This is a genomic window from Methanobrevibacter sp., from assembly GCF_017940815.1.
Lineage (GTDB): Archaea > Methanobacteriota > Methanobacteria > Methanobacteriales > Methanobacteriaceae > Methanocatella.
The window spans coordinates 82,517-95,719 of sequence record NZ_JAGAXX010000051.1 but is presented as its reverse complement, the minus strand read 5'-3'; the positions used below and the strand labels follow the sequence as shown (position 1 = coordinate 95,719).

General features: G+C 35.4%; 19 protein-coding genes and 1 tRNA gene. 13 read left to right on the top strand and 7 right to left on the bottom strand.

Annotation, left to right across the window (positions count from 1 at the left end):
• Positions 1-276: 276 nt before the first annotated feature.
• The 12 genes from hypA to ILA26_RS06730 all read left to right on the top strand — a co-directional run bounded on the left by hypA (position 277) and on the right by ILA26_RS06730 (position 8,594).
• Positions 277-651, top strand: a complete 375-nt coding sequence (gene hypA, locus ILA26_RS06785) for a hydrogenase maturation nickel metallochaperone HypA (protein WP_292895650.1) — start codon at positions 277-279, stop codon at positions 649-651.
• Between the two features lie 18 nt (positions 652-669).
• Positions 670-1,326 carry a hydrogenase nickel incorporation protein HypB gene (hypB, locus tag ILA26_RS06780; RefSeq protein WP_292895648.1) on the top strand — a complete coding sequence of 219 codons (657 nt, stop codon included), beginning with the start codon at positions 670-672 and terminating at the stop codon, positions 1,324-1,326.
• 18 nt (positions 1,327-1,344) lie between these two features.
• The gene (locus ILA26_RS06775; RefSeq protein WP_292895646.1) at positions 1,345-2,376 is read left to right on the top strand and encodes a DUF354 domain-containing protein; all 1,032 of its coding nucleotides are present in this window, start codon (positions 1,345-1,347) and stop codon (positions 2,374-2,376) included.
• A 51-nt stretch (positions 2,377-2,427) separates the two neighbouring features.
• Positions 2,428-2,500: transfer RNA gene (locus ILA26_RS06770), tRNA-Ala, on the top strand.
• A gap of 39 nt (positions 2,501-2,539) precedes the next feature.
• Positions 2,540-3,622 carry a hypothetical protein gene (locus tag ILA26_RS06765; protein WP_292895644.1) on the top strand — a complete coding sequence of 361 codons (1,083 nt, stop codon included), beginning with the start codon at positions 2,540-2,542 and terminating at the stop codon, positions 3,620-3,622.
• A 9-nt stretch (positions 3,623-3,631) separates the two neighbouring features.
• Positions 3,632-4,090, top strand: a complete 459-nt coding sequence (locus tag ILA26_RS06760) for a DUF1890 domain-containing protein (protein ID WP_292895642.1) — start codon at positions 3,632-3,634, stop codon at positions 4,088-4,090.
• A 1-nt stretch (position 4,091) separates the two neighbouring features.
• Complete coding sequence (locus ILA26_RS06755) at positions 4,092-4,406, top strand: DUF1894 domain-containing protein (protein ID WP_292895640.1); 315 nt, start codon at positions 4,092-4,094, stop codon at positions 4,404-4,406.
• Complete coding sequence (locus ILA26_RS06750; protein WP_292895638.1) at positions 4,403-5,347, top strand: methionine synthase; 945 nt, start codon at positions 4,403-4,405, stop codon at positions 5,345-5,347. The genes ILA26_RS06755 and ILA26_RS06750 overlap by 4 nt, the downstream gene beginning before the upstream one ends.
• A gap of 12 nt (positions 5,348-5,359) precedes the next feature.
• Positions 5,360-5,902: a zinc ribbon domain-containing protein gene (locus ILA26_RS06745; protein ID WP_292895636.1), complete on the top strand. Its 543-nt coding sequence runs from the start codon at positions 5,360-5,362 to the stop codon at positions 5,900-5,902.
• A 426-nt stretch (positions 5,903-6,328) separates the two neighbouring features.
• On the top strand, positions 6,329-7,042 hold the full coding sequence (gene mtxX / locus ILA26_RS06740) for a methanogenesis marker protein Mmp4/MtxX (RefSeq protein ID WP_292895634.1): 714 nt from the start codon (positions 6,329-6,331) through the stop codon (positions 7,040-7,042).
• Positions 7,043-7,066: 24 nt separating this feature from the next.
• Positions 7,067-7,831, top strand: a complete 765-nt coding sequence (gene uppS, locus ILA26_RS06735; RefSeq protein WP_292895632.1) for a polyprenyl diphosphate synthase — start codon at positions 7,067-7,069, stop codon at positions 7,829-7,831.
• A gap of 1 nt (position 7,832) precedes the next feature.
• Positions 7,833-8,594: a TatD family hydrolase gene (locus tag ILA26_RS06730; protein WP_292895630.1), complete on the top strand. Its 762-nt coding sequence runs from the start codon at positions 7,833-7,835 to the stop codon at positions 8,592-8,594.
• Here the strand turns inward: ILA26_RS06730 and ILA26_RS06725 are convergent.
• Genes ILA26_RS06725 through ILA26_RS06700 form a run of 6 tightly spaced genes read right to left on the bottom strand, consistent with a single transcriptional unit; the run spans position 8,591 to position 10,731 of the window.
• Entirely contained in the window at positions 8,591-8,959 is a 369-nt protein-coding gene (locus tag ILA26_RS06725; RefSeq protein ID WP_292895628.1) for a hypothetical protein, read from the bottom strand. The genes ILA26_RS06730 and ILA26_RS06725 overlap by 4 nt on opposite strands.
• Positions 8,960-9,274 carry a hypothetical protein gene (locus ILA26_RS06720; RefSeq protein ID WP_292895626.1) on the bottom strand — a complete coding sequence of 105 codons (315 nt, stop codon included), beginning with the start codon at positions 9,272-9,274 and terminating at the stop codon, positions 8,960-8,962.
• A gap of 1 nt (position 9,275) precedes the next feature.
• Positions 9,276-9,521 (bottom strand): hypothetical protein, encoded by a 246-nt coding sequence (locus ILA26_RS06715; protein ID WP_292895624.1) that lies wholly within the window; start codon positions 9,519-9,521, stop codon positions 9,276-9,278.
• A 7-nt stretch (positions 9,522-9,528) separates the two neighbouring features.
• Entirely contained in the window at positions 9,529-9,900 is a 372-nt protein-coding gene (locus tag ILA26_RS06710; RefSeq protein WP_292895622.1) for a carboxymuconolactone decarboxylase family protein, read from the bottom strand.
• Positions 9,901-9,916: 16 nt separating this feature from the next.
• Positions 9,917-10,414 (bottom strand): class III signal peptide-containing protein, encoded by a 498-nt coding sequence (locus ILA26_RS06705; protein WP_292895620.1) that lies wholly within the window; start codon positions 10,412-10,414, stop codon positions 9,917-9,919.
• Positions 10,411-10,731, bottom strand: a complete 321-nt coding sequence (locus ILA26_RS06700; protein ID WP_292895618.1) for a hypothetical protein — start codon at positions 10,729-10,731, stop codon at positions 10,411-10,413. The genes ILA26_RS06705 and ILA26_RS06700 overlap by 4 nt, the downstream gene beginning before the upstream one ends.
• A gap of 156 nt (positions 10,732-10,887) precedes the next feature.
• On the opposite strand from ILA26_RS06700, the gene cobM reads away from it, so the two are divergent.
• Positions 10,888-11,640, top strand: a complete 753-nt coding sequence (gene cobM / locus ILA26_RS06695; RefSeq protein ID WP_292895616.1) for a precorrin-4 C(11)-methyltransferase — start codon at positions 10,888-10,890, stop codon at positions 11,638-11,640.
• 50 nt (positions 11,641-11,690) lie between these two features.
• Here cobM and ILA26_RS06690 read toward each other — a convergent pair whose 3' ends face one another.
• Positions 11,691-13,070, bottom strand: a complete 1,380-nt coding sequence (locus ILA26_RS06690) for a 2,3-diphosphoglycerate synthetase (protein WP_292895614.1) — start codon at positions 13,068-13,070, stop codon at positions 11,691-11,693.
• Positions 13,071-13,203: the final 133 nt, after the last annotated feature.

Below are 13,203 nucleotides of genomic sequence, written 5' to 3'. Positions count from 1 at the left end.
TGTTAATGCTGCAAAAAATATTTTAGACGAAGCTCTACGCGCCACTGGTTCAATGGTGCTATGCTTAGTAGATTTCATACCTATTGGTCAAGGAAAATTCGAATATTATTACGAATGGAAAGGCCTTGACAAAACAATAGGCATGGCCTAAGAATCTCCAACTTCTACAAGCTGGAGAGGTTCAAAGTAATACTCAATAATGTCAATATATTAAATACTTTTATTAATAAATAAAACTAAAATTTACATATTGATATTAAATATAGGAGTAGTAAAATGCACGAATTATCCATGGCTCAAGGTATTATTAATGCAGTTCTAGAAACTGCAGAGGCTAATAATGCAACTGAAGTCACTGAAGTCACTGTTGAAGTCGGAAGACTTGCTATGATAAATCCTGAACAATTAGAATTTATTTTAGGAGTATTGATTGAAAATACTATAATGCAGGATGCAGAAATAAAATTTGAAGAAATTCCTGCTGAAATTGAATGTTATGATTGTAAATTCCATGGAGAAGCTATCCTTGATGATAGTGACCACTATGCTCCGCTAGTAAAATGTCCTGAATGTGACAGCTTGAGTGTAGAAATCTTAAATGGGAAAGATATTGTAGTTAAAAATATTGTTATTGAAAAACCTGACGATTAATTAATAGGAGGCAAAATAATGCACCAAGTAGCTGATGTAGAAGTAGCAAAGAATATCATGGATGCTAACAAGAAATTAGCAGACAAAAACTTAAAAAACTTAGAAGACAAAGACATTTTCTGTGTTGATTTTGTAGGAGCAATCGGTTCCGGTAAAACAACACTTGTAGAAGAGATTATCGATAATACTGATTATAAAATTGGAGTTCTTGCAGGAGACGTTATCTCAAAATTTGATGCAGGACGTATTGAAAAGCATGATGTGCCAGTTGTAGGTTTAAACACTGGTAAGGAATGCCACTTAGATGCACATTTGGTAGGTCATGGACTTGAAGACTTGCCGTTAGATGACTTAGACATGGTAATCATTGAAAATGTGGGCAACTTAATCTGCCCTGTTGATTTTGACTTAGGTTCACACTTGAGAATTGTTGTTGTAAGTGTAACTGAAGGTGACGACACTGTGGAAAAACACCCAATTATTTTTCAAACCTCTGATGTTGTTGTAATCAACAAGGTCGATCTTGCAGATGCAGTTGGAGCAGATGCTGACAAGATGGTTGCAGATGCTCAAAAATTAAATCCTAAAATCAAGGTTATCAAATCCAGCTTAAAAGAAGGTGTTGGATTGGATGAAATAATTGCTGTAATTGAAGAAGCAAAAAATAATAATTAATTCTAATTTGGTGGTTTCATGAAAATATGGATAGATATTTCAAATGCACCTCATGTAAGGTTCTTTAAAGATGTAATAAAATATTTAGAAGCTGAAGGTGAGGATGTAATAGTTACTGCTAGACAGTTTGGTGATATCCATAAGTTAATGGACATGTATGACATTGATTTTATTTCTGTTGGAAAACATGGAGTAAGTCTTTACGATAAATTAAGGGAAAGCACTGAAAGAGTTTACAACCTTGTTGACATCATCAATGGTGAAAACGTGGATGTTGCTCTTAGCAAGCATTCCATTGAGCTTCCTAGAATCTCTTTTGGTTTAGGAATTCCAAGCTTATACGTTTTGGATAATGAACATGCGCTAGCAGCCAATAAGCTAACCCTTCCATTATGTGACAGGATTATCACACCGAAAATTATTGACATGTGGAAACTAATGAAATTTGGAGCTGATCCAAACACTATCATATCCTATGATGGAACCTCTGAATTGATGCATTTTAAAAGTTTTGAATATAATGATAATGTATTCAATGATTTGAATTTGGATTTGAAACATCCTAAAACTATTTTAATGAGGCCTGAACCTTCATTGGCATCTTATTTAAATACAGACTGTAGAAAATCAGTTTTATCTCCTATTGTGGATGAGTTGAAAAATGTAGCCAATATTTTGATTCTTCCAAGATTCAAGGAACAGGCTGAAATTTTTGAAGGAATCGAAAATGTTTCAATCTTAAAACCTCCTGTTGACACATCAAGCATTATCAAAAAATCAGATTTGGTAATCGGTGCAGGTGGAACAATGAATAGGGAAGCTGCAATACTTCAAACTCCAGTGATATCATGTTATCCTGGTGAAACTTTATCTGTAGATCAATATTACATCAATAAAGGCTTGATGTTCAGGTCTATCGACACTGATGAGGTTATTGAGAAGGCACTTGATTTCATTGTCAATCCTCATGAGGAAATCAACATTGAAACTGATGATTTGTTCCAAGTGATTATTGATAATTTATATGATTTGGCAAAGAATGGTAAATAGTTTTTTATATTAAAATAATCATATATTTTATTAAAACTAATTTATTTTTTTGGGCTGGTAGCTCAGATGGTAGATCGTCGCCTTGGCATGGCGGAGGCCCCGGGTTCAAATCCCGGTCAGTCCATTTATATTTTTAAAAATAAAAGAAAATTGTGATTAGAATATGTTGTTAATTGCTCAAAACCACTTACAATTAATTATTGAAGTAGCTGTGATACTATTTGTAACATGGATTTTTGCCCTAAACTTAATTCCATTGTCACTTAGTGTTGTAACTTTCTTATCTCTCTTCTTGATGGGAGGTCTTACATTAATCTTTGCAGGAGATATTGCACTCCTGGTACTAGCTTCGAGCCAGGCAGAGTTTACACACCCATTCGGGCCTTTGGCTCTACTGGGAACCGTTGCGGCTTTGGCTTCTCTGAAGGTGATGAAGGAATCGGGTGTAGATATTCGACCTTTAAGAAGATTTGTTATCTTATTCCTCGCAGGTATTACCATATTTGGAGGATTAATGCACAGGTCATTTTTAATATTGTGGTTAATAGGTCTATTCTTCGGTTATTTGATGATTTCCAAATCATTCCGGGAAAAATCAGTATTTACCGCTAAAAGAATTGGAATGTTTTTAGGTGCTGCAGGTATTGGATTTGTGCTTTTAGAAGTGATTGCTAGAGTAAGTGGTATGACAATTTTCTCACCTTTATTAAGGTTAGGTAGGATTGAACAATATTCTGCATCAAGTATTAAAACTGTATTAAGTAATATTCAATTAATAGGCCATAATGCTGATGCTTCGTATTGGGGAGCGGATGGTACGGCATTTGCTGAAGGTTACATTACATTGCCGATGCAATTGGTACTTTTCTTTGGTCTTCCATTCCCAATGTTCTTTGGTATTCTAGTAAACCAAAAGGATACAATCGATTATATGCTTCCAGGTCTCTTTGGATGGGGATTCGATTTTGGTATTCTAGGTCTTATTGGTTTGATTGTATTTGTACTGGGAACCATTGTAATTGGTTTTAAAGTATTGAAAATGTATAGAGAAAAAAGAGAGAAGAATAATAAAAAATACCTTGGTAGGGAGGTGCTTTTAACCGGTGCGCTTGCAGCGTTCTGTGCACAGGCTTTAGTCGGTTTATTCATATTTAACCGTTCCATCAATGGTATGGCTTTATTAACATTTATATTTGTAGGTACATTGATTTTAGCTAATGTTGTTACACTTAAATCAAGATCATGAGGTAGTTATATGAAAGCTTTGGTATTGCTTGGATGTCCTGAAACTCCAGCTCAAACTCCGATGGCAGTTTACGTGTTTAATAAGTTAACAAAAATGGGTTATGAAACCACCATTGCAGCTAATCCTGCAGCTAAAAAGCTGGTTAAGGTATCTGACCCTGAAGATTATTATAATCTTAACTTGGTTGATTTGGAAAGGCATTTAGGTGACATTCAACCGGGAGATTATGATTTATTAGTAGGTTTTGTTCACAAAGATGCTGCGGCATCATTTTTCGTGACATTTGAGCAAATATTGCAATGCAAATCATTGGCATTGGTATTTTCAAGGGATGCTGATGAAGTTGCAGAGTTTGTTAATATGATTGAAGAAAGTGGAAGTAATGCTTTAATCACTGCAGTAAGAGCTTTCCATAATCCTTCACCAATTAAAGTTAAATTTGACAAAGCAATCAAGGAGTTTGAATAAGATGTCATTCTGTTTAGATACTTACTTGCAACAATCTGATAATTATGAAATTCACGCTTCAAAAGCAGGTTTTAAAGACTGTGCAATGATTATAAGATTCAAGGCTGATGACTTGGTCTACATCAAACCTGGTGATGAAGTATTGGGAGTTAGAGTTATAGGAATACCTCCAATTCCAATCGGATTTGACCATGAAAAGGGAACTGTTTTCTTACCATACACAAAACCTTGTCATGGAACTTCTGTAGTTGAATTACCAATCGATGATGAAGAAGTTGAAAAGATCCGTAAATTAGACATTGGTAATAAAAAATGAAATCCACTGTTGTTGGAAGTTTTCCAGTTGAAGTGAAAGAGGTCACTTCAACAAAAAATAAGCTATTAAGTGCACTTGGTGCATATGACTCATTCAAGCAGTCAATTGAAGACAGTGTCATCGCTCAGCTTGATGCTGGAGTAGATATAATCTCTGACGGTCAGGTAAGAGGTGACATGGTTTCTATTTTTACACAATACATTCCTGGAATGAAGATTGAGGATGGAAATACTGTAATTGTTTCCAAAATAAGAAATCCAACTCAGGAAATTTCCGTTAAGGACTTGCAGTATGCCAAGAAGGTAATGAAAAATTATTATAACGGCAATATTCCTGAAGGTTGTGGCGTAAAGGGAATCATAACCGGTCCAACAACCATCGTTCATTCTTCAAGAATTCAATCATTCTATAAAAACAAGGAAGATGCTATAATCGACCTTGCACATTCCCTGAAGCAGGAAGTCGATGCAATAGCAAAAAAAGTGGATCCGGTTTACATCCAGATTGACGAACCGTTCCTCTCAACCGGAATGGTGGACATGAAAACCGCCCGTGAGGCTATTGATATATTGCATGACGGATTGGAAATACCATTGGCGATGCATGTCTGTGGTATTTTAAAGGATGCATTCAAAGACATTGCCCGTTTCAACGTTGACATACTTGATTTTGAATTTGCAGGAAACAACGTTAATTTGAGTGTTTTAGAGCAAAACGCTTCTTTGGTTTCCAATAAAAAAATAGGATTTGGTTGTGTCGATTCTTCAGTTAACACTGTTGATGATGTTAATGATATTGATGCGTTGGTCACAAAGGCTATTGAAATTGTTGGAAGTGACAACTTGCTTTTAGATCCAGATTGCGGTTTGAGAAGAGCTCCAAAAGATGTTGCATTTGAAAAGCTAAGATTGATGAACCAGATTAAGGATAAGTACAGTTAATCTTGGGATAATATGACAGAATATTGCCGGAATTGTGGTGAAAAACTAAAGGATGATGCATTGTTCTGTGCCAATTGCGGTGAAAAAGTACCCAGTAAACGTAAGTTTCCAAATAAATATCTAATTTTAATTGTTATTGTAGCAATTGCTATTGTTGCTGTAGCTTCCACTATTTTTTTAACCAACCAAACCCAAACGGTAAGGGTTGAGGATGTCCAGTTTGAGCTTCCATCCGATTATGTCAAGGAGCCGTCAAGAACTGATGTGAATTATGATGGAAACGTTAAATCCAGTGCAATGGGATGGAGCAATGATAAGAACTACATTGAAATTGGTGTTACAAGCACTCCCGGCTCTGGAATAAACAGTGAGGAAGTTGCATCAACTCTTGGAGGTTCACCAACAAAGATGTTTGGATATTCAGGATATTATTTGGAATATGAAAATGAGGGTTGTGCATTTGTTTTTGGCCTTAAGGATGAGGTCTGCATGATTTATGTTGACCATTATGATGCATTTGACGATGTAAAAGTAATAGGTCAGGATGAAAGTTAAATTTATATAATTTTTTTCTATTCTAATCTCTTGTTTTATTTAATAATTGTATTTTTTCTGCTATATTTTATTTGAGCACTTCTTTTTAGTAGAACTAGTTTCATGAAACTTATTTCGCTCGTGGAAAACAACATATTGGTCAATAATATTACAAACAATTGGAAGATTCTATAAAATAATCAATCGAACATTGCATATAACAGGACCTTATATTAAACAATAATAAAATCTAAATTGATATCTACATTAGCTCACACAAAAAAGTATAAAACTGGAAATCTCCTGGATACTTATCAATGAGGGTGTAATATTCGAGTCTAGAAATAACTCAAATTATTGGATTAAAACTTTTTTTTAAAAAATTATCTGAAAACATCATAATTTTAGAAAACTTTAATTTATAATAAGTAACATATTATAAAATTAATGAAAACAATAGCTATTGGTGTTGGTGAAAACGAAAATATAATACAAGCTTGTCATATTTTTAAAGAAAAACACCCAAAAACGGAACTTAAATTAATATATAAGGATGAAGACTTGGTCAAAGCAGTTTTAGATGATAAAATAGATGGTGTAGTTCGCGGATCTCTTCCAGCATCTAATATCATGAAAGAACTCAAAGAGCACTATCCTAATTTGTCAAGAGCGACCTATGTGAATGGGAATGAACATGAATTCCTATTGACACCTGTTGGAATTGATGAAGGGGTTAGCGTTGAAGATAAGTTCGAAATAGCAATGAGCTGTTGTGATTTCCTTAAAAAAGTTGGAAAAAAACCAAAAGTGGCAGTTCTTGCAGAAGGAAGAGAAGATGATTTTGGAAGAGGAAAGGAAGTTTCCAATTCAATTAAAGACAGTAAAAAATTAACCAAATTAATTGAAGAAACATCTGAAGATGTCAAAAACTATTTTATATTAATCGAAAAAGCTATGGATGACAACTGTAATGTCATTATTGCACCAAACGGCAGAGTGGGGAATATAATTTTCAGAACATTGGTATTGCTAAGCTCCTGGCCAAGTTATGGTGCGGTGACTTTTGGAATAGATAGGATCTATATCGATACCAGCCGAGACCAAAGCATTGAGGGATATGTCCGCAGTTTAATTTTAGTAAATGAATTGACTGAAGATTAAAAACCACAAAATTGAGGGATTTTTATGGCAGAAAATATTCTTTATAGATTATATGAATGGTACATTACTCGTGACTTAAAACCTGAGAAAATGCCAAAGCATGTAGCTATAATCATGGATGGTAATAGAAGATACTCCAAACTCCAGGGAAACATGGATGTTGTTAAAGGACATGAAATTGGGGTAGATACTTTAGAAAAAGTATTGGATTGGAGTATTGAACTTGGAATTGAAATCATTACCGTATATGCTTTCTCAACCGAAAATTTCAACAGACCAGAACACGAAGTTGAAGGACTCATGAACCTGTTCGTAACCAACTTCAAAAGATTAGTAGACCATGAAAAAATCCACAGAAACGAAGTGAAAGTTAAAGTAGTAGGTAGAACCGAACTAATTCCAGAAAGTGTACGTGATGCAATCAAGGAAGCAGAAGATGCAACAGCTCACTACGATAAAAGATTATTTAATATAGCTATTGGATATGATGGACGTTTAGAAATTATCGATTCATTTAAAAAGATTATCGAACAAGTGCAAGCTGGTGAAATCACAATTGATGACGTTGATGAGGAACTTGTAAGCAAAAACCTCTACACCGAAGGTTTGGCTGACCCTAACCTTATCATCAGAACCAGTGGTGAAGAGCGCCTAAGTGGATTTTTACTTTGGCAATCATCCTACTCAGAGTTATACTTCTGTGAAACATTATGGCCTGAACTCAGAAAAGTTGATTTCATAAGGGCAATAAGGTCATATCAGGAAAGAGAGAGAAGATTCGGTGTATAATATGATGGATACACATTGCCACATTGATTTTGAAGACTTTGACAGTGACCGTGAAGAAGTCATCAAAAGAGCTCAGGACAAGCTAGATAATGTGATTGTTTCAGGTTACAGCAATGACAGTAATATGGATGTATTGAAACTTTCAAAAGATTATGAAGGTTTTATTTATCCCACTTTTGGTTTTCACCCAGTAAGTTCTCAAAATGCAACTGAAAAAGAGATTAGCATTGCTCACGATAACATTTGCAACCATTTGGATGAAATTGTAGCTATCGGTGAAGTTGGAATGGATTATTTCTATGTTACCGATAAGGCACTGCGCGAAAGGCAACAGGAAATATTCACAGGCTTTTTAGAGCTTGCCAATGAATATAAGGTTCCTATTGTAATGCATGTGAGGGACTGTGAGAAAAAGGCAGTCAATATCATTGAGGACTATGATGACATTCCTTATTTTGTGTTCCATTGCTATGGTGGAAGCTTGAAAACAGCTAAAAGAATCATGAACCGTGACAATTCTTACATGAGTTTTTCAACAATGCTATGCTACTCAAAGCATCATCAGGATTTGATTGAAAAAATAGATCTTGATTATGTGTTGACTGAAACCGACAGTCCATACTTGGCAATGACAAAAGAAGAGAGGAATGAACCTGTCAATGTTGTTAAAGCAGTTCATAAAATTGCCGAGATAAAAAATATTGATGTAAGCACTGTTGATGAGATAACAACAAACAATGCTCGCAAAATCTTTAAAATTTAAAAGTGTAAGATGAAGTTTAAGTTTATCAACACTTCATTATTTTCTTTTACAGCTTCAATTTCCAATTCGAAGTCTGTCATGTCTTTTTTTACTAAATTTATCAGATGATAATCCAGAAGGGAATCATTTAAAAATATTGTGAATTGGTTCCTGTCGATTTTAACTTGTTTTCTGCAGAATAGCTTGAACGCATAGAAGTATAGTTCTATTCTAAAAATCAGGTCTTCTTCATCACCTTCACCGTCAATGAAAAATTTTTTCAAATCTTCCTGCAAGACTTTTCCTTCATCGCCGGTGTCTGCCTTGAATGTTTCCATTTCTTTCAATTCATTCATTAATTCTTGTTTTTCTTCTTCGTTATACATTTAATCACTTAATTTGAATCTTAGTTTAATTATATTATATTGGTTTGGCATGAAATCAATTTCGAATTTGTCAAATGCATCATCCAGCTTTCGAAGCAGCTTGAATTCTAGGTCATCAGGGATTATGTGCAGCATGAAACAATCTTCATCAATTTCAATTCCCAAATCCTCAAGTAGTGGAATCTTAAGCTCGCTGATGAAAACGTATTTGTACACTATTAGCTCATAGTCATTTACTTCCTTATTGTTTTTGAAGATGTCGATAAGCTCTTCCTGCAGTTTGCTTGCCACAACATCAAATGTTTCATCACTCATTCTATCTTTTCCAAACATCCAATTTTTGCTTTTTGTTGAAGTATCTGTTCAAATCCTGATTGTCAACGCTTGTATTCGGCTCGAACATGCTGCATGAATCATCTGGATTTGTCTGGCTCATTCCACGGGTGCATTTCATTCCCTGTGCAGGTCCGTATAACTGGACGTTAGTCTGCAAATGCTTGCAGTTCAGACATACCCTGTCATAATTAACATCGGAAATGCTGATTCCATCCAATTCATACATTTTATCACTATATCAAATCCCTTTCAGTGAATACTTCCTTTGCGGCCACCACGCCATTGATTGACTTTGGAAAACCACAATAGGCACTCATTTGCATTATGATTTCAACAATTTCAGTTGGAGTGTTTCCAACATTCAATGCAGCATTGATGTGATCTTTCAATTGAGGGATTGTTCCAAGGGTTGTCAGTGCCGCAACTGTACACAATTCACGGGTCTTTAAATCCACTTCCTCACGTGTATATATTTCAGCATAGGGGAATTCAACAACAAATCGTGACATGTCGGGAGCGATATCTTCAATGCCCTCAAAGATTTCCTCAACAGACCTTTCCTGAATGCCTTCCAAAACTTCTTTACCTTTTTCATACCTAGACATGTTTATGAATATATTTTCAAACCCATTTAACATTAGCGGTAGTGTAAACATAATGTGGCGAAAATACCGGATTGTACAATTTATTTGTTGCCGATGTCGAGTTGAAGCTAATGGCAACGGATTTTCTTAAATTATAATTGATCCTGTCGCCAATTGACACTAATTCATCATGACTGAATCTGTCTGATGTTTTTGCATAAACCTTGAATTGCACTCTTTTTTTATCATAATTTGCATCATATCCCAAGTCAGTATAGGATACATTGACTATTTCAACAGAATATGGAAAGAGTAATGTTGTTTTTGATGTTGAATAATCTCTGTATGTGTCTTCTGGATAGATTGCACTTGAAGAAGTTGAAAGACCCTCATTGGCACCGTTTCTTGCAGCGGCCATTGCCGTGTTGAGTTCCTGCTCTTGGGCTACAAAAACAATTGCAAGCATTACAATCAATATCAAAACCCCAAAAAGGAATAGGAATTCTGCCGAAACTTGTCCGTTATTGTCGGTCATGATATCACAATCCCCTCATCTGTTTTGGTTATCAGATAACTCCTGCCGCTAATCAGCTTATCTTTAGAATCAATATTAACCAAAGGGAGTAATGTTTCTCCCTTCTTACCATCATACTCAATTATCAGCTTGTTTTTATTAATTGTTAATTCATAATATCCTTTGTCTGAGGGCAAATTAATCTTTTTAGAGTATCCCTCACCATTTGAGTTTACCTGGTTTATTTGGTTTGCCACCTCATCCAAGATTAGTCTATGGGATACGCTATCATCAATATTGAAACTCGATGATAATGCAGATGAAGTAAAAAATAACACTCCTAGAGCAATAATTATAACTATAAATAATGCAAATAGATATTCAATTGAAATGAAACCTTTATTGTCCATATTTTTTAGTTATTTTAGAAATTAATAAAGTTTGCTCATATTAAAAGTCAATATTTATATAATATTGTAATTAAAGATAATGGTATGAAAGGTAAAGTTATTTTTATTGGTGCAGGTCCGGGAGATCCTGATTTAATAACTGTAAAAGGAAGGAAGGTTATTGAACAAGCTGATGTAATTATTTATGCAGGTTCTCTTGTAAACAAGGATGTCTTAAGTCCTGCTCGTGATGACTGTGAGATTCACAACAGTGCTTACTTAAATCTCGAAGAAACAGATGGCATAATCACAGAAGCGGTCAATGAGGGTAAACTGGTTGCCCGTGTACATACAGGTGACCCTTCAATTTATGGGGCAATTGGTGAACAGATTCGAGAACTTAAAAAACATGACATTGAATATGAAATCATTCCCGGTGTAAGCTCACTGTTCGGTACTGCTAGTGTTCTAGAAGCTGAGTTGACATTGCCTGAGATTTCACAAAGTGTAATAATCACTCGTCCTGAAGGAAGAACTCCAAAACCTGCTGGAGAAAGCCTTGCAAGTTTCTCAAAGCACCATGCAACTATGTGCATCTTTTTGGGAATAGGCATGATTGACAAGGTGGTTGATGAATTGCTTGAAGGTTATGAGGAAACCACTCCAGTTGCAGTTGTCAAAAAGGCAACTTGGCCAGACCAACAAATAATCAGAGGAACCCTCAAGGATATTGCACAAAAGGTTAAAGATGCTAATATAACAAAGACTGCAATGATTGTGGTGGGAGATGTCCTAGACCCAGGCGACTTTAATGCATCCAAGTTATATGACAAAAACTTTAAACATGAATATCGTTAAATGAGGAAAATATTTTCTCATTTATTTTATCTTATTTTAAAAAAAGAATATTATGATGATTTGTTAAAATCATCAATTGCTGAGTCAACTAATTTTATTACAGATTCATTCAAATCAGGGTATGAATCATTTATAGGTACTGGAATATTGTCGCAGTAGACTACATCTAATCCATGAGCTATTGCATCTTTTGTTGCAACATCAACAGCGGCCGCTTTAAGCTCAGTTAGCATAACATCTGCCTTATCCATATATTTTGCCATGTCTTCACGAAGCAAGGGTCTGTTGGATAGGTGTGCGGTGGTTCCGACAACATTGCAGTGGTAATTGTTTTCAAGGTATTCGACTAATTTGTCTTTAACTGCTTCAGGGGCGGTTGTTGCAAAGAGTACATTTTTGCCTTCAATGTTGTCCAATGGCTTAGGCCTGAACACAGTTGAGATTACTGTTGCATCTGGATTGACCTCGCCTACAAACTCTTCAATTTCTTTAATTTTATCATCTGAACACATTGGCTCTTCGCACATTGTTAGAATAACCAAATCTCCAAGTCCCACCCGGTAAGGTCCAAAGTAGGTTGTCAGGTTTGCAATTGGTTGGTTTGCTCCGATCAATGCAATCTTTTTATTTGTCTTGATTGGAGGTATTGCAGCACCACTGCCTTCAAAAATAGCAAACTTGGAGTCGACCTCATTAGCTAGTTTTGCTCCTTTTTTCATATTTGTGAGGAATACTTCACCCGCCATTCCGCCTCCGCAACGTCTGCATCCGATTGTCAGGATTCTACTCATCAATGCATCTTCCCAGTGGTCACTTGCTGCATGCACTCCCTTTTCAGATTGTGCAAGCAAAAATTCCGCATTGATTTCAAGATCTTCACCATGAACAATTTCAGGTTTCTCCGGTCCTCCTCTTCCCATTGCGATTACGCATGGTTCGTAGCCGTTTTTATCTATCAGCCTTGCCACGAAGCCGGATACGGCTGTTTTTCCGATACGTTTTCCGGTTCCAAGGATTGTTATTGAAGGCTTTTCCATAACGTCATACTGTGATGTTGGTTCGAATTTGAAATCAGGTCCCTCATATGTGATTCCCTCATTCAACACCTTGCATGCAATCTTGAATCTTTTCGGATAGTCTAGAATTGGCTCGTCACTTAAGTCGAATACTGTTTCAATATCATATTTTCTAATCATTTCAACAATGATATCGTAAGGTATGTCCTTGTCCTTTGCAAATTGAACTGGAATTCCAAGCTTTTGTGAATATGACTCTTCAGAATCATCTCTAAGCTTTTCAGTTCCTCCAATAAAAACGGCACCTGCAATATCAATGTGTTCGAGGTTGTTCAGGGTATCTATTGCTTCTTGTGTGACTGGTAGGTAGTGTTCACCGTCAACTAAACAGAGCATTTTAGTTAATGATTTCATAATACTTTATATTGTTTTTATATATAATAAGTTAGATGATATTTTTTTTAAACCTCAGTTTAGGTTTTATAAAGATTTACATGAACTCGTAAATAATGTAAGGTATTTTTAAATGCAAGGTTTAAATATTATT